Genomic DNA, 16,884 nt, shown 5'->3' with positions numbered 1-16,884 from the left:
GCTACGGCTCAAGTTTCGGTGAGGGTCTGTTGCATACATTCTCTCAGTACAGCAACCGAAATGAGCTTTCCCTGGTGTTATTGTGATTATTGGTGATGCGATTTCACTATTGTTATATTTTTATTGTGGTGTTGCTGTGTGTCTCTTCTGATACCATGTTTGACTATATAATGTGGTATGTCAAGCAATGTTTAGATAATACATTGTACCATATACCAGTTTTAGATCGCTTTTTTGCACGGCAAGTATGAAAACGACTGAAAAAACAGCAAAAAAAATCGAAGGAAAAAATGGATAACAATCATCAGAAATTCGATTCACAGTCGATTGCAAACCGGGTCAGGGAACTGTTTGTACATTATGGGATTGGTAAGCGGCAGCATGCCAAGGAACTCAGCCGTATTCTGGATCTGAGTTTTTCGCATGCGCATCGCAAGCTGAAAGGGCAAAGTCCCTGGATTCTGGAGCAGATTAACGACGTCGCGGCGGCATTAGGGGAAACGCCAGCTGCGATCGTAGATACCGGTGCTGAACATGACGTCTCCGCGCAAACTATTGCACGTGATGCCATCTTTTACGTGGGCGGGGCGGAATTAGCCTGCGTCGGTTATATCGGCCATGAGCTGATTGGCGGGCGGACTGCGGAATATGTCGCACTGCAGCAGGCTGGGCAATGGGGCATTTATCGCGCGGATGATGCACCGCAAGGGCAACGCTATTGTGTGGAACTGATAGAGGTTCGCCCCGCAGCCGTCGAAGACGAGCGTTTGAGCATTGCGGTGCTCGATGATTCGCATCTGGCGGCCGATGAGCTGACCAAATACCTAAACGGGCGCGGTTTCCATGCCGTGGCATTTTACGACGTCAGCAGCTTTTGTCAGGCACTGCAGCAAAGTCTGTTCGATGGTTACGTGGTCGACTGGTTGATCGGTCAGGAAACGGCAGATCGCTGTATTGAAACCATCCGCGCGTCGGATAACCCAGACGCGCCGGTTTTAGTGCTGACCGGTCAGTTGGGTACCGACCAGCGGGAGTCTGAAATCGCCAGGGCGATGCGTGACTATGATGTGCTGGGCCCTTATGAAAAACCCGTGCGGCTCCACGTTATCGAAGCCGCACTGTTGCGGTGCTTCAACCTTTAGCGGCGAGCAGTGAAGCCAGTGCGGATGACAAGGCGTCCAGCCGAACCGGTTTCATTAAATAGTTGTCGAACAGCGCCCGCTGTTCGACAGACAGTTGCTCCGGGGTGTAGGCGCTGATGCCGATAATCGGGATATGGCGGTTGGGGCCACGTTGGTCACGCAGTTTTTTAGCCAGTGCGGCCCCATCGATTCCCGGCATTTGCAGATCCAGCAGCAACGCGTCGTAAGGACGCCGCAGCAGTTTTTGCAGCGCTCTTTCAGACGAGTTGCACAGCTCATGCTGATAGCCGAGCTTGTCCAGCAGCGCCGAGAAGGCGTCACTCACCGATTTATTGTCATCGACGACCAAGATATGCTGCTGTTTCTGCGGCAAACTTTGCTGGTGGAGCGGTGTTTCACCCAACTCCTCCTCGTGACTGACTTCTACCGGAATGCTGACGATAAAGGTGCTGCCTTTTTTGATCTCGCTGTAGACGGTAATGGTGCCGTTGAGCAGCGTCACCAGCCCGTGCACAATCGCCAACCCCATGCCGACGCCGCCATACTGGCGGGTATGTGATTGATCAAGCTGGGTGAAGGGCCGGAATATCTGATCCAGCATTCCCTTTTCGATACCAATCCCGGTATCGGTGACCTCAATAATCAGCGAACTGCCGGTAGCCTGGCTGCGCAAGCAACTATGCAGCGTGATGGTGCCGCTTTCGGTGTATTTGAACGCATTGGTCAGCAGATTGACGATAATTTGCCGAATACGCAGCGGATCGGAATGTATCTGCAAGTGGCCACATTCCACTTCACACAGCAAAGTGACCTGATCTTTCTGGCGCAGCGTTTTGATTTCATTCGCCGTTTCTTCAACCAGCCGCTGGGCATCGAAGGGAGCGATACGCAGTTCCATCATACCGCTGTCGAGATGGGCGTAATCGGTCAGGTCTTTCATCTGACTTTCAATTTGCTGTGCGGCGGTTTCCAGCCTTTGGAAAGTGTCCGCGTGCTCGGCCGACACCTGGGTATTCACCAGCACATCAATGGCGGACATGATGCTCTGTAGCGAGGTGCGTAGCTCGTGACCGATGGCGCCCAGAAAGGCGTTTTTGGTGCGGGTGGCTTTTTCCGCCTCAATCGCCTTGGCCTGCTGGCGGATAGTCAGGCGCTGCTGACGGAGCACAATCAGCGTGATGGCGATCAGCGCGATCACTGAAAACATCACGATCACCAGACCATAGAAAATGATGTGTCGTTTCTCGATATAGTCTTCGTAGGCCGCGGTGCGCTGCTTCACTTCGGCATGATCGGTCAGGTTAGCCATCTCAATCGCATAGGGCTTGATTTGCTTCATCGCCTGCGAAATCAGAGAGAAATCAATTTTCGGGCTGTTCAGCAAATTATCAATCTGATCCATTTTCTCGCGCATGTGCGTGACCACTTCGGGATAACCCGGTTCGGCATACAGCGGCTGGGTGGATTCGGAGACCGTTTCCAGCACGTAAAAACGCGAATAAAGGATTTCAAATTTGAGCCGAAGATCTTCGCTATCCACCTGCGGTGCGTTTTTCAACTGTTCGACCAATGTGTCAAATTCCGCCAGCTTGATCGAGAATTTGGCGATCGACCAGGAGTAATTTTCCTGCGTGCCGGCGATAGCATACAACCCTTTTTTCGACAGGGTCGCGCTGTAGTAATACAGCGTCACCGTAGAGGCAACCAGAAACAGTGCGGCAAAGATAGCCGGGATCGCCAGCCTGCTGCCGCTTTTAAACCCTGTGAGCTTCATTTGATTACGATCCTGTCCACTTGCCAGATGAAGCGCGAGTTGTAGAGCGGAGAATTTAACTCAGGCCCGGCGGCATCCCTCGGGTAAACCAAAAACAGCGGGCCGAAGTTTCTGATCTTCAGCATGACGCCGTCCATTTTGTAAGCCAAAATCATGTTGTATTTTTCGACATCTGACAGCGGCACGTCGATGTAATAATCGTTCAGCGCATAAAATGTCAGCGTGCTGCCTTTGGCGCCGACGCGCGCCAAAATGTCCGCCACGCCAATCCCTTCGAACTTTCTTTGCGGCGTCCAGGAGGTAGAGGTGGTGATGCTGCGCACCGGCATTGCCAACAGTTGTTTATCGGTAAACAGATAGCTTTTCTTTACCGGATCGGTGGTGTTTTCGATGTTTCCCGCGACTTCCAGGGTGAAACTTAGCGCGCTGGTTTGAAGGATGGCCAGCGCAAAAAATGCCCACAGCGTGTTTTTAAACAGATTGAACAGCATCAATGTTCTCCAGAGTCGCGGATGCTTGCATGAGCCTTGCCCATATATCAGGCAAAATAATGGCAGAAAATGAAGGTTTGTGTCGAAGTAAAGGGTAAAGAGGACCAAAAGAAAAGGCCAGGGGGTTAACCTGGCCTGAGTTTTAGCGGGTGCCCAAGCTTAGCGCATGGTCACAAACTCTTCTGCGGCGGTCGGGTGGATCGCCACGGTGTTGTCGAAGTCTTTCTTGGTCGCGCCCATTTTAATGGCTACGGCAAAGCCCTGCAGGATCTCGTCCATGCCGAAACCGATGCCGTGCAGGCCGACGATTTTCTCTTCTTTACCCACGCAGACCAGCTTCATGCGGCACGGTTGACGGTGCTGCGTCACGGCGCTGTACATGGCGGTGAAGGAAGATTTGTACACTTTCACGTTGTCCTCACCGAATTTCTCAATCGCTTCCGGTTCGGTCAGGCCAATGGTGCCGATCGGCGGGTGGCTGAACACCACGGTGGCGATGTTGCTGTAATCCAGGTGCTCTTCCGGCTTGTTGTTGAACAGGCGTTCGGACAGGCGACGGCCTGCGGCTACGGCAACCGGAGTCAGTTCGACGGCGCCGGTGTTGTCGCCTACGGCGTAAATCCCTTTTACGTTGGTATTTTGGTATTTATCGACGTCGATGTAGCCTTTTTCGTTGGTTTTCACCCCGGTAACGGCCAGGTTCAGGTTATCGGTTGCCGGTTCGCGGCCAATCGCCCACACCAGGCTGTCGACGGTGAATTCCTTGCCGTTTTCCAACTGCAACGTCAGGCTGCCGTCGGCGTTTTTGACGATGGCTTTTGGCACGGATTCCGTGTGCAGACTTGGCCCTTCGGTGTTCATCACTTCCACCAGGGTCTCGACAACCATCGGGTCGAAAGTCCGCAGTGGCGCGTGTTTACGCACGAACAGGTGGGTTTCAGCCCCCAGCGCGTTCAGCACGCCGGCGATTTCTACAGCGATATAACCAGCACCCACCACCGCAACGCGTTTTGGCATGGCGTCCAGATCGAAGAAACCGTCTGAGTCGATGCCGTATTCTGCACCCGGAATGTCAGGGTGGCTTGGACGGCCGCCGGTGGCGATCAGGATATGGTCGGCAGTGATTTTTTCACCGTTCACTTCCACCGTGTGGGCGTCGACAAAGCGCGCGAAGCCTTTGATCACGTCGACTTTGTTTTTACCCAGCACGTTGTCGTAGGAATTATGAATGCGGTCGATATAAGCGGTGCGGTTGGCGACCAGCTTCTTCCAGTCAAACGCGTTGACGGTGGTATCGAAACCGTAATCCGGGCCGTACAGGTGGATGGCCTCGGCGATTTGCGCCGCATGCCACATAACTTTTTTCGGTACACAACCCACGTTTACGCAGGTGCCGCCCAGTTCTTTGGCTTCAATCAGTGCGCATTTCTGGCCGTACATGGCTGCCCGGTTGATCGATGCGATGCCGCCGCTGCCGCCGCCAATTGCTAGATAATCGTAATGTTTGGTCATCTGGGATTTCCATGAATTGTGTGAATCGAAGAGCGTAAGAGTTTAACGCCTGATACAGGTTTGTCGCAAAGATTGCGTCAATGGCTGTGATAGGTGGGGTAAAGGCGCGGCAGGCCGCGCCCCGGAAGCTTATTCCGGCACTACCCAGTTCACCAAATGGTGGCCATTACCTGACGGCACCAGGGTTTTGTGCAGCCATGGCAGCACGTTTTTCATCTGTTGTTCCAGCTTCCACGGCGGGTTAATCACAATCATGCCTGAGGCGGTCATGCCGCGCTGGTCGCTGTCGGGTCTTACCGCCAGTTCGATCTGCAGAATATTGCGGATGCCGGTGGCTTCCAGGTCTTTCAGCATGCGCTTGATTTGCTGGCGCATCACCACCGGGTACCACAGCGCGTAGGTGCCGGTGGCAAAGCGCTTGTAGCCTTCCTGCAGGCCTTTTACCACGTCCTGGTAATCGGTTTTCATTTCGTACGGCGGGTCCATCAGGATCAGCCCGCGGCGCGACAGCGGCGGCAGTTGGGATTTCAACTGCTGGTAGCCATCGGCGCGTTGCACCTTGGCACGCTCGTCCTTCTGGAACTCACTGCGCAGCAACGGGAAGTCGCTCGGGTGCAGTTCGGTCAGGTGAATTTTATCCTGCGGACGCAGCAGCTGACGGGCAATCAGTGGCGAGCCAGGGTAGTAACGCAGCCTTTCGGTGCGGTTAAAGTTGTGCACTACGCTCATGTAGGCTGCCAGCTCTTGCGGCAGGTCATCACGTTGCCACAGCAGACCGATGCCTTCCAGGTATTCCCCGGTGCGCTCGGCGTGTTCACCGCTCAGCTGATAGCGACCTGCGCCGGAGTGGGTATCCAGGTACAGGAACGGCTTCTCTTTTTCTTTCAGCGATTCGATGATCAGGCTTTGAACGGTGTGCTTAAGCACGTCGGCGTGGTTGCCGGCGTGGAAACTGTGGCGGTAACTTAACATGGCTTGTGGTAATTCCTTGTGCTCCCGACGGAGCCTGCTGAACAGAATAAAGGCTTATATTCTGCACAGTATAAACTGTCTGGGCGGGAAAAAGTGAAATGCGTGACCTCAGCCCTTCAATCAAGGAGAAAGGCGATGACTAAAGCGGCCATTTTGGCTAAATACCCTGGCGCGTCTCGCTGGGCGTTCGGCGACAGCCCCATGCTGGCGGACGAGCTGTTGCAACGGGTGCTTGAGGGGCAAAAAACCGCCACCTGCTGTTCTTATCTTGCATATCGGCAAGAGCAAGAGCCGATGCTCGGGGATTACAACGTCGTGCTTGACGGCCGCGGCGAACCGGCCTGCGTCATCAGGATCCTGTCATTGAAGCTGATTCGCTATTGCGACGTTACGGCCGAGATGGCGGCACAGGAAGGTGAGGGGGATAAGAGCCTGGCGTTCTGGCGGCAGGGGCACCAGGATTTTTTTACGCGTGAAGGCACGTTCTCGCCCCAGATGTGGCTGGTGTTTCAACAGTTTGAGCTGGTTGACGTTTTACAGTGATGTCGACGGGGCCTCCAGGGCGTTGACCACCTGCTCACGCAACCAGCCATGGGCCGGATCCAGGTGCGAGCGTTCATGCCACACCATTACCATGTCATAGCCGGGTATTGCCAAGGGGGCCGGCCAGGTGCGCAGGTCGCCAAGCAGTTCGCCCAGCATGCGTGAAGGCAGCATCGCGACCATATCGGATCTCGCCAGCAGTGCGGGGATGAACAGGAAGTGCGGCAGCGACATCACTACACGCCGCGCTAATCCCTGCGCTTCCAACAGCGTGTCAATCAGGGTGCGAAAACCGCCGCCGTCTTGCGAAACCATCACGAACTCCAACTGACAAAACTGCTCCAGCGAAGGGGGGCTTTGCAACAACGGATGGTCACGGCGGCCTACCAGCAGGTACTCCTCGCGAAACAACTGCCGGTGGCGCAGCTCGGCGGGGGCTTCTTCCCGGGACAAAAAACCGAGGTCGATCACGCCGTCCGCCAGATCGCGACTCATGTGTTTCGGCGATGCTTCGCGGATCGCCAGGCGGGATTGGGGTGCTGCCTGCCGCAGTTTGGGCAGCATCGGCAGCAGGATGGCATATTCGGCGGCGTCGGCGGCGGCCAGTTGCCAGGTCATTTCGGCCAGCAGCGGATCAAAGGGGTGTTCCGGCGCCAGCAGGCGGCCGAGGTCGGCCAGCGTCTGGCGCAGAGGCGTCAACAGGCTTAGCGCGCGCGCCGTGGGCAACATCCCTCGCGGGCCGGGCAGCAGCAGGGGATCATGGTAAATCTCGCGCAGTTTGGCCAGTTGAATGCTGACCGACGGCTGGCTCAGATTGAGGCGTGCCGCCGCCCGCGTCACGTTGCGTTCGCTGAGCAGCGCTTCCAGCGTGACCAGCAAGTTGAGATCGACCCGCTTTAAATTGTTGATAACTATTCCTCGTATTAAATCTATCAATTTCAACTATAGCGCCAATCCTCCTACCGTGGAACGGACGTCGGAAAAGCCGGCGAAACCATAACGGATGAAGGAAGAGACGATGAAACTGAGCGAGTACGTTAGCTACGACGCGCTGGGGTTGGCAGCATTGGTACAGGCGGGTGAAGTCAGTGCGCAAGAGCTGCAGCAAACGGCGAGGGCTGCGGTTGAGGCGGTAAACCCGGCGATCAACGCAGTGGTGGAGCATTGGCCACAACCCCTGTGGGAGAGGCGCGGCCCGCTGTCAGGCGTTCCCTTTCTGATCAAGGATATCGCCATCAGCATGGCCGGCAAGCGTCTTGAATTGGGGAGCCGGTTGGCGCAGGGGCAGATTGCCGCGGAAGACAGTTATCTGATGCGCAATATCCATCGCGCGGGGCTGGTGACCTTTGGCCGAACCACCACGCCGGAGATGGCGTTCAGTACCACCACCGAAGCGGTGCTTTACGGTGCTACGCGCAATCCATGGAACCTTGATTTCAGCGCGGGCGGTTCCAGCGGCGGTGCTGGTGCGGCGGTTGCTGCCGGGGTCGTGCCTATGGCGCATGCCACTGATGCTGCAGGCTCTATTCGCGTGCCTGCTTCGTCCAATGGGGTGTTCGGCCTTAAACCGACGCGCGGCCGGGTATCACATGGTCCGGCGATGGATGAAGTGTTCAACGGCTTTGGCGTTCAATTGGGGCTGAGTCGCACGGTACGCGACAGTGCCGCTTTACTGGATGCGCTACAACATCCCCATCCCGGCGAACCTTATTACACGGCACCGCAGCCAGAAAGCTGGCTGTCACAGGTCACCCGCGAGCCTGGTCGGTTGCGTATTGGCATGATGACTCAGGCGTGGAATGGCGGGAAAACTGCACCGCAAATCGTTCAGGCCACCAACGACACCGCAGTGCTGCTGAGCGAGCTGGGCCATCAGGTCACTGAGGCGGAGATGCCGATCGGCGTCAGCTGGCAGGAACTGGTATTCGCCAATGCGCAGATCTGGTGCGCCAATCTGGTCGGTTGGGTTGAGGGGTTGAGCCAAACCACCGGACGCGCGATTTCAACCGACATGCTGGAGCCGGAAACGCTGGCCTGTTACCACGACGGGTTGGCCGCCAGGGCGGTGGATATGGTTGCGGCGCTTGAGGTGCGTAACCGGGTGACTCGTGCCGTGGGCACCTATTTCCAGCAGTACGATCTATTGTTGACCCCGACCATGCCTGACTTGCCTTGGCGGATTGGTCGCTACGGTACCGGAACGGCGGATATGAGTGGCCTGGAGTGGACCGCGCATTTATTCGATCATTCACCGTTCACGCCGGTGTTTAATGTGGCAGGCGTGCCGGCGATGTCGGTGCCGCTGATGCATGATGCGCAGCACAATCTGCCGATAGGCATGCAATTTGTTGCCGGTTTTGGCCGCGAAGATCAACTGCTGCGGTTGGCAGGGCAGCTGGAACGGGCAGCGCCGTGGCATCAACGGCGTCCGGCCGTTTGGGCGGGAAATGCAGGGGAATAGCAGTCAAAACGCAAAATATCCGCTATGTTGCTGAAAGGCTTTTTACGGCGGGCTCTTGGCTCGCCATCCCATTCAGGAGGAGACGATGAGCTGCATCTTTTGCGAAATGGTGGCGGGCAGAGTGCCGTGCCATAAAATTTGGGAAGACGAGAGTCATATGGCGTTCCTTTCCATTTATCCGAATACCGAGGGTTTCAGCGTAGTGATCCCCAAGGCGCACTATGAGAGCTATGCCTTTGCGTTGCCGGAAGAGGTACTCAGCGAGCTGATGTTGGCGACCAAGCGGGTAGCGCAGTTGCTCGACCGGGCGTTTGACGACGTGGGCCGCTGCGGCATGGTGTTCGAAGGTTTTGGCGTCGACCATGTGCATGCCAAGCTGATCCCGATGCACGGTACCGCTGCGCTGGAACAGTGGCAGCCTATCGAATCGACCTCGGCGAAATTCTTCGACCGCTATGAGGGTTACCTTTCGTCCCACGACGCGGCGCGCGCTGACGACGAGCATCTGGCCGTGCTGGCCGCGAAGATCCGTCAGAGTGCGGTTTAAGGCACTATCTATCAATGCCGGGCCATTGATTTTCCTGCCGCTTGGCACCATGTTAGATATTCATACGCATTTTAAGGCCTGCCCGTCGTGGCGGGCCCCAACGCTAATCAGGACTGCCCTATGACAAATCCGTTGCTGACTCCGTTTTCCCTGCCGCCGTTTTCCGCCATTCGCCCAGAAGATATCGTGCCTGCGGTGCAATCCGCCTTGGACGACTGTCGCGCTGCGGTAGAGCGCGTTGTCGCGCAACCGGGGCCATTTACCTGGGATAACCTGTGTCAGCCGCTGGCGGAGTCTGACGATCGCCTGTCGCGCATCTGGTCGCCGGTCGGCCATCTGAACTCGGTGAAAAACAGCCCGGAACTGCGTGCCGCCTATGAGCAGGCGCTGCCGTTGCTGTCTGAGTACGGCACCTGGGTAGGGCAACACGAAGGGCTATACCAGGCTTACCGTAGCCTGAAAGAAGGCGAAGCCTTCAATCAACTGACAGTGCCGCAGCGCAAGTCGGTAGAAAACGCGCTGCGTGATTTCGAACTGTCGGGCATTGGCCTGTCGCCGGAAAAACAGCGTCGTTACGGCGAGATCGTCGCCCGCCTTTCCGAACTGGGTTCCACTTACAGCAACAACGTGCTCGACGCCACCATGGGCTGGAGCAAGTTGATCACCGATCAAGCCGAACTGAGCGGCCTGCCGGAAAGCGCGCTGGCTCAGGCTCAGGCGATGGCGCAGGCCAAAGAGCAGGAAGGCTGGTTGCTGACGCTGGATATGCCAAGCTATCTGCCGGTGCTGACCTATGGCGATAACCGCGTGCTGCGTGAAGAAATGTATCGTGCTTTCGCTACCCGCGCCTCCGATCAGGGGCCAAATGCCGGCAAATGGGACAACAGTGAAGTGATGGCGGAAACGCTGGCGTTGCGTCACGAACTGGCCCAGTTGCTGGGCTTTGACAGCTACGCCGACAAGTCGCTGGCGACCAAAATGGCTGAAAACCCGGAGCAGGTACTGGGTTTCCTGAGTGATTTGGCCAAACGCGCCCGTCCGCAGGCCGAGCAGGAACTGGCGCAGCTGCGTGCCTTTGCCAAACAGCATTACGGTGTGGATGAGCTGGAAGCCTGGGACATCACCTATTACGGCGAAAAACAAAAACAGCACCTGTTCTCGATCAGCGACGAGCAACTGCGCCCCTACTTCCCGGAACAGCGTGTGGTACAAGGCCTGTTCGAAGTGGTGAAACGCATTTATGGCATCACTGCCAAAGAGCGTAAGGATGTGGATACCTGGCATCCAGAAGTGCGCTTCTTTGATCTGTTCGACGCTAACGGTGAGCTGCGCGGCAGCTTCTACCTCGACCTGTATGCCCGCGAAAACAAGCGCGGCGGGGCCTGGATGGATGACTGTGTCGGTAGCCTGCGCAAGGCCAACGGCGAGCTGCAAAAACCGGTTGCCTATCTGACCTGTAACTTCAACCGTCCGCTGGGCGACAAGCCGGCGCTGTTCACCCATAACGAAGTGACCACGCTGTTCCACGAGTTCGGCCACGGTCTGCACCATATGCTGACCCAAATCGACACCGCCGGTGTTTCCGGTATTAGCGGTGTGCCATGGGATGCGGTCGAACTGCCGAGCCAGTTTATGGAAAACTGGTGCTGGGAGCCGGAAGCGCTGGCATTTATCTCCGGCCATTATCAAAGCGGTGAGCCGCTGCCGAAGGAGATGCTGGACAAGTTGCTGGCCGCCAAAAACTACCAGGCTGCGCTGTTCATCCTGCGTCAGTTGGAGTTTGGCCTGTTCGACTTCCGCATGCACGCCGAATACAGCCCGGAGAAAGGTGCGCAGATCCTGCCGACGTTGGCAGAAGTGAAAAAAATGGTGGCGGTTGTGCCTTCTCCAAGCTGGGGCCGTTTCCCGCACGCTTTCAGCCACATCTTTGCCGGTGGTTACGCGGCGGGTTACTACAGCTACCTGTGGGCAGAAGTGTTGTCGGCAGATGCCTATTCGCGCTTTGAAGAAGAGGGGATTTTCAACGCCGAAACCGGTAAATCCTTCCTCGACAACATCCTGTCGCGTGGCGGTTCCGAAGAGCCGATGGAACTGTTCAAACGCTTCCGTGGCCGTGAGCCGCAGCTGGATGCTATGCTGCGCCATTACGGCATTAAAGGATAACCCCACCGGTGAGCGTGTGTTTATTGTGTGAAGAAGGCGCCGATCCCGGCGCCTTGTCTATTCTGGCGGAACGCTGGCAGTTGGTTTCGGACGACGACGCGACGATGGCGCTGGTGCTGACGCCGCAACGTCTGGAGTTGCGTAAGCGTGACGAACCCAAGCTGGGGGCGATCTACGTCGATTTCATCTCCGGCACTATGGCGCACCGACGCCGCTTTGGCGGCGGGCGTGGCGAAGCGGTGGCGAAAGCGGTCGGCATCAAGGGCAGCTATCGGCCAAACGTGGTGGATGCTACGGCAGGGCTGGGGCGCGATGCCTTTGTGCTGGCCTCGCTGGGCTGCCGGGTGAGGATGCTGGAGCGTAATCCTGTGGTGGCTGCCTTGCTGGACGATGGACTGCAACGCGGCTATCAGGATGCGGAAATCGGCCCATGGCTGCGCGAGCGCATGACTCTGCTGCATGCCTCCAGTCTGACGGCGTTAGCCGAGCTCGACTCACCACCCGAGGTGGTGTACCTGGATCCCATGTACCCGCACAAGCAGAAAAGCGCGCTGGTGAAGAAAGAGATGCGGGTGTTCCAGTCGCTGGTGGGCAGCGACGACGATGCCGATGGTCTGCTGGCGCCGGCACGCCGTCTGGCGACCAAGCGCGTGGTGGTTAAACGGCCGGATTACGCTCCACCATTGGCTAACGTGCCCGCGCATGCGGCCTCGACCACCAAGAGTCACCGTTTCGATATTTATATGCCCTATCCCCTTCATACTTGAGGCTGTATTTGTGTTGGCTGCATTACTCGGCCCGGCCACGGGCCTCGCCCCTTAACGGGGCCAACGCAAACGTTGTTCAAATCTGTTCCCGACAGATTTGTTGTGCGCCCCAGTCACTTACTTGAGTAAGCCCCTGGGGACTGACAAACTTGCCGCCTTGATACAACGCCAATTATTTAGGGCATAGAGGGCGAAATAGGGAGGTATTCATTGATCCACCTCCCAATTTTATTTTTTACCTTGCAAAGATACTGGCAAGCTTGTGTTCCAGATCGCATGATTCCTGTTCGTTCCCCTCCCTATAATTAGATGATAATGAAGAAGACACTCCTTGCTGTTTTGCTTTGCCTGGGTACCTCTGCAATGGCTTCTGAACCAGTCAATATCACCGTCCTCGGCACGTCCGATCTGCACGGTACCTTTGTGCCCTGGGATTATTCGACCGACACCGAAAACCTGGCCGGCAGCCTGAGCCAAATCGCCACTCAGGTGCAACAGGTACGGGCGAAGCAGCCCAACGTGATCCTGGTCGATGCCGGCGACACCATCCAGGGCAACTTTGTCGAGACTTTTAAAAACGACAAAACCAGCCCGATGATCCTCGGGTTTAACGCGCTGGACTATGACGTCTGGGTGATGGGTAACCATGAGTTCGATTTCGGCCTCAAACCGCTTTCCACCTCACTGAACCAGTTCAAGGGCACGGCCTTGGCCGGCAATATTCTGTGGGAGAGCGGCAAACCCTACCTGCCGGCGTATAAAATCATTGAACGTCAGGGAGTGAAAATCGGCATTATTGGCATGGATACGCCGATGACCGCAGAGTTCGCCAAAGGCACCGACCGGGTGAAAGGGCTGAATTTTACCGATCCGGTACAGGCGGTGAAGCAGGTCATTCAGCAAATTCAGGGTGAAGTGGACGCTATCGTGCTGGTGGCGCACATGGGCATCGACAACGAGAACCAGCGCCCTGGCACCGGCGTTGGCGATATCGCTCGTGCGAACCCGGAACTGGCGGCGATCGTCGCCGGGCACATGCACGTAAAAGTCGATAAAGAAGTGATTAACGGCGTGATCGTTACCGAACCGGACAAATATGGCCGTGCGCTGTCGCGCATCGATTTGCAGTTTGAGCAGCATAACGGCAAGTACGTGCTGATCAACAAAGACAGCTATACCTACCCAATCAAAGGCATCGCGTCGGATAAAAAGCTGGAAGAGATTTATCAGCCTTATCACAAGATTTTGCGCGCCAACGCCAACCGGCCTATTGCCCAGCTCAGCGGCCAGGATCTGGTGCCGCCGGATGCGGTGAAGGGGATCCCGCAGGTACACGTGCAGGATACCGGCATCAGCAAACTGTATCAGGAAGCCAGCCGTTACTATGCGCCGAAGGCGCAGGTGATCGCGCTGCAGATTGATAATGACCGGCCGAAATTAAACGTCGGCACCATCACGGCCAAAGATATCGCCTTCAATTATCAATATGCCGGCGGCGAGATCACCGTGTACCAACTCAGCGGCAAAGAGCTGAAGAAGTACATGGAATGGTCGGCGGGCTACTTCAATCAGCTGCAGGACGGCGATGTGACCTACAGCTTCAACCCGCAGCGCCGCGCGTCCAAGTATTCCACCAATGATTTCTTCGATGGCGTGACCTATAAAATCGACCTGCGCCAACCGGTCGGGCAGCGTATCCGTGATTTGCGCATGGCCGACGGCACGCCGGTGACTGACAGCATGCCGATCCGTCTGGGCATGAACAGCTATCGCATGGGGCACCTGACGCAAAAAGGCGGCGCGCTGGAAGGCATGCAGTTCCCGGTATTGTCGGACAGCAAGGCTGAATATGGCGAAGAGGCCGGAACCATCCGCAACCTGACTATCCGTTATCTGACCGAAGTGAAAAAAGGCCAGTATCAGGGACAGGCGGTGCAGCGCTGGCAGTTGGTTGGGTTGGAAGGCTACGAGCGTGAACGTAAAATCGTCGAAAAACTGCTGAACGACGGCAAAATCAGCGTACCTACCAGTGAAGATGGGCGCTACGGCAATGTCGCGTCGTTCAACGTGAAGCCACTGCTGATCGGCGAGCCGAAGGCCCGTCAGCAGCAACAGGCGGCATTGAAGGAAGAAATGGCCGCCGCCAGCGATCCGGTGGCGAAAAAACGCCTGAGCGATCGGTTAGTGATTCTCGAGGCGATTAACAAAGCCTGATAGAGATAATGGGCTCGGCGTAGGTATGCTGAGCCCTACCAACACCCGTGGATTATTTCCCCTGCAGCAAGCGCTTGCCGACGTCACCGCCTGGGTGTACCGCCAGCAACGTTTCTTTATCGTAGCCACTGCGTTCCATCAGGCAGGCACAGGCCGCGTCGAAGATTGCCAATACCAGCACGATAGACGTCGTTGCCAGCATATTCAGTGGATCTATCTCATTTTCTACCCCGGTACGGATCACCAACCGTGCTGCTTTGGCGATCGCCGAATCCGGATTTTCCGTCACGCCGATCAGCGGCACACCCTTGGCCTGCAGCGTTGGCAGCAGGCGGGTCAATTCGTCAGAATTTCCACCGCGCGAAATCAGAATCATCAAATCATCGCTGCGCAAAAAGCCCAGATCGCCGTGTGCTGCATCGGTGGCGTTCAGGTAGATGGCTGGCCGTTCCACGCAGGCCAGCATATGGGCTATCTTGCGTGCCGCAATACCGGAAGTCCCGACGCCGGTGACCACGATTTTCCCCCGGCACTCGGCCAATGCCGTCAGCAACCGTTGCCAGCTTTGTGCGTCGATGCGCTGGCTCAGCTGTGCCAGTTCCCGGCTGTAGATTGCCCAGGCTTCAGTGGCCCGCTGCCATTCCTGCTGCATCAGGCTTCCTCCTGCATCAGTTGGCGGTATTTCATGTGGTCGTTATACAGCTCATGGAACACGCGGTATTTACGGTCGTAATAGCGTTTGATTTTGTTGGTCTGTGGCGTCACGGTTTTACCGATGCGACTCATGGCGCTCATGGCTTCCGGCAGCGTGTCGTATACCCCGGCCGCCACCGTGCCCATCATCGCTCCCCCCAACAGCATCGCCTCGCTCTCTTCCGGTAACAGCATGGCGCAGCCGGTGGCATTGGCATGTTCCTGCACGAAAATCGGGTTTTTGGTACCGCCGCCGCTGGCCATGATGGTGTCGATGCTGTAGCCACTTTGGTTCATGGTTTCAATAATATGGCGGGTACCCAGCGCAATCGCCTGGATGGTCGCCAGATAATGCAAGGCCATATCTTCCGGGGTACGCGACAGCTTCAGCCCGGTCAGAGTACCGGTCAGCGTCGGGTTGGCACGTGGTGAACGGTTGCCGTGGAAATACGGCAGCATATGAATATCCTGGGTGAGGAAGGCAATCTCCTCCGGTTCACCTGCCATGCGGCGCAGCAGGGCATTCAGCACTTCATAAATCGTCTGTCCCTGGGTTTTTGCCTGTGCCAGCAGCTCCGGGTAGCAAGGATGCGACTGGATCACGTGGTCAATCAGCGCACCGGTGGCGGACTGGCCGCCCTCGTTCAGCCAGTATTCCGGCAGGATCGCCGAGTAATACGGCCCCCATACGCCGCCAATAAAACGTGCGGTACGGGACATCGCCATATGGCCGGTGGAAGTACCGCCAATCAGCGCAACGCGGCGGTTAAAATCTGCCACTTCACCGGAAACCCCGGTAGCGCCAAGCGTGCCGAGCGTCCCGGCGTGGGCGTCAATGATCGAGACGCTGACCGCCGTGCCGGCAATCAGGCCCATTTCACTGGCGGCACGCTGGGTGAGGCCGTGGCCGAGCGGTTCGCCCATCATTTTGACGTCGCTGCCGATCTTGGCGGCATCGTGCTCCAGCACGTCTTCCAATCCAATCTGTTTGAAATAGCTTTTGTCCCAGCGCTGTTCATGGCCGAGATAGGTCCATTTGCACACCGTCGAACACAGTGAACGGGTGGCGTCCTGGGTGGCCCGCCAGGTGAGGAAGTCCGGCAGGTCAAACAGGTAACCGGCATTGGCCCAGGTGGTCGGCATATGCTGTTTCAACCACAGCATTTTGGGGGTCTGCATTTCCGGCGAAATGATGCCGCCGACGAAATCCAGCACCCGGTGTTTGGTGGCATTGATGCGTTCGGCCTGGGTGATGGCCCGGTGATCCATCCACACGATGATGTTCTGCTCGGTGCGGCCGGATGGGCTGACGGTCAGCGGTTGGCCCTCTTTGTCCAACACCACCAGAGAACAGGTGGCGTCAAAACCCAGTCCTTTAACCTGAATCGGGTTGATGTCGGCCTGGTTGACCGCATCGCGCACCGCGTTGCACACCGCCTGCCAGATATTGTCCGAAGACTGCTCAACGAAGTCTGCTTTCGGACGATACAGGTCGATGGTTCGGCTGGCCTGCCCGACCATGTGACCGTTGAGATCGAATACCCCTGCGCGCGCACTTCCGGTGCCTACATCTACGCCAATAAAATAGCTCGCCATTGTTTTTCT

Annotated in this window: 14 protein-coding genes; 7 read left to right on the top strand and 7 right to left on the bottom strand. The window is 56.8% G+C overall.

Translation table 11 applies throughout. The annotated features are described in order from the left end of the window. Window positions 1-290: 290 nt before the first annotated feature. Window positions 291-1,142 (top strand): helix-turn-helix domain-containing protein, encoded by an 852-nt coding sequence (locus M495_RS23290; protein ID WP_020837460.1) that lies wholly within the window; start codon window positions 291-293, stop codon window positions 1,140-1,142. Here M495_RS23290 and M495_RS23285 read toward each other — a convergent pair. The 4 genes from M495_RS23285 to M495_RS23270 form a co-directional block, all read right to left on the bottom strand. Continuing rightward, entirely contained in the window at window positions 1,132-2,916 is a 1,785-nt protein-coding gene (locus M495_RS23285; protein ID WP_020837459.1) for an ATP-binding response regulator, read from the bottom strand. The two genes, M495_RS23290 and M495_RS23285, sit on opposite strands and share 11 nt — an antisense overlap. Next, complete coding sequence (locus tag M495_RS23280; RefSeq protein ID WP_020837458.1) at window positions 2,913-3,407, bottom strand: molybdopterin-dependent oxidoreductase; 495 nt, start codon at window positions 3,405-3,407, stop codon at window positions 2,913-2,915. The genes M495_RS23285 and M495_RS23280 overlap by 4 nt, the downstream gene beginning before the upstream one ends. Before the next feature lie 159 nt (window positions 3,408-3,566). Continuing rightward, a complete protein-coding gene (gene gorA / locus M495_RS23275; protein ID WP_020837456.1) occupies window positions 3,567-4,919 on the bottom strand; it encodes a glutathione-disulfide reductase in 1,353 nt (450 codons plus the stop codon). 129 nt (window positions 4,920-5,048) lie between these two features. Next, window positions 5,049-5,891, bottom strand: coding sequence for a 23S rRNA (adenine(2030)-N(6))-methyltransferase RlmJ (locus M495_RS23270; protein WP_020837454.1), 843 nt, complete (start codon window positions 5,889-5,891; stop codon window positions 5,049-5,051). Between the two features lie 135 nt (window positions 5,892-6,026). Here M495_RS23270 and M495_RS23265 point away from each other — a divergent pair, with 135 nt between their 5' ends. Then, the gene (locus M495_RS23265; RefSeq protein ID WP_020837453.1) at window positions 6,027-6,434 is read left to right on the top strand and encodes an ASCH domain-containing protein; all 408 of its coding nucleotides are present in this window, start codon (window positions 6,027-6,029) and stop codon (window positions 6,432-6,434) included. Here the strand turns inward: M495_RS23265 and M495_RS23260 are convergent. Further along, window positions 6,426-7,343 carry a LysR family transcriptional regulator gene (locus tag M495_RS23260; RefSeq protein ID WP_041415740.1) on the bottom strand — a complete coding sequence of 306 codons (918 nt, stop codon included), beginning with the start codon at window positions 7,341-7,343 and terminating at the stop codon, window positions 6,426-6,428. The two genes, M495_RS23265 and M495_RS23260, sit on opposite strands and share 9 nt — an antisense overlap. A gap of 109 nt (window positions 7,344-7,452) precedes the next feature. Here M495_RS23260 and M495_RS23255 point away from each other — a divergent pair, with 109 nt between their 5' ends. The 5 genes from M495_RS23255 (at window position 7,453) to M495_RS23235 (ending at window position 14,586) form a co-directional block, all read left to right on the top strand. Further along, window positions 7,453-8,895 carry an amidase gene (locus tag M495_RS23255; RefSeq protein ID WP_020837451.1) on the top strand — a complete coding sequence of 481 codons (1,443 nt, stop codon included), beginning with the start codon at window positions 7,453-7,455 and terminating at the stop codon, window positions 8,893-8,895. An 85-nt stretch (window positions 8,896-8,980) separates the two neighbouring features. Further along, window positions 8,981-9,442: an HIT family protein gene (locus M495_RS23250; protein ID WP_020837450.1), complete on the top strand. Its 462-nt coding sequence runs from the start codon at window positions 8,981-8,983 to the stop codon at window positions 9,440-9,442. A gap of 120 nt (window positions 9,443-9,562) precedes the next feature. Beyond that, window positions 9,563-11,605 carry an oligopeptidase A gene (prlC, locus tag M495_RS23245; RefSeq protein ID WP_020837449.1) on the top strand — a complete coding sequence of 681 codons (2,043 nt, stop codon included), beginning with the start codon at window positions 9,563-9,565 and terminating at the stop codon, window positions 11,603-11,605. An 8-nt stretch (window positions 11,606-11,613) separates the two neighbouring features. Then, on the top strand, window positions 11,614-12,372 hold the full coding sequence (gene rsmJ / locus M495_RS23240; RefSeq protein WP_020837448.1) for a 16S rRNA (guanine(1516)-N(2))-methyltransferase RsmJ: 759 nt from the start codon (window positions 11,614-11,616) through the stop codon (window positions 12,370-12,372). A gap of 315 nt (window positions 12,373-12,687) precedes the next feature. Then, the gene (locus tag M495_RS23235) at window positions 12,688-14,586 is read left to right on the top strand and encodes a bifunctional metallophosphatase/5'-nucleotidase (protein ID WP_041415082.1); all 1,899 of its coding nucleotides are present in this window, start codon (window positions 12,688-12,690) and stop codon (window positions 14,584-14,586) included. A 52-nt stretch (window positions 14,587-14,638) separates the two neighbouring features. Here M495_RS23235 and M495_RS23230 read toward each other — a convergent pair whose 3' ends face one another. Beyond that, window positions 14,639-15,238, bottom strand: coding sequence for a KpsF/GutQ family sugar-phosphate isomerase (locus M495_RS23230; RefSeq protein WP_020837445.1), 600 nt, complete (start codon window positions 15,236-15,238; stop codon window positions 14,639-14,641). Next, on the bottom strand, window positions 15,238-16,875 hold the full coding sequence (locus tag M495_RS23225; protein ID WP_020837444.1) for an FGGY-family carbohydrate kinase: 1,638 nt from the start codon (window positions 16,873-16,875) through the stop codon (window positions 15,238-15,240). Before M495_RS23225 ends, M495_RS23230 begins: the two co-directional genes overlap by 1 nt. Window positions 16,876-16,884 lie beyond the last annotated feature (9 nt).

The organism is Serratia liquefaciens ATCC 27592 (assembly GCF_000422085.1).
GTDB classification, from domain to species: domain Bacteria; phylum Pseudomonadota; class Gammaproteobacteria; order Enterobacterales; family Enterobacteriaceae; genus Serratia; species Serratia liquefaciens.
Note: the sequence above shows the minus strand (reverse complement) of the source record. Positions and strands in the feature narration are given on the sequence as shown.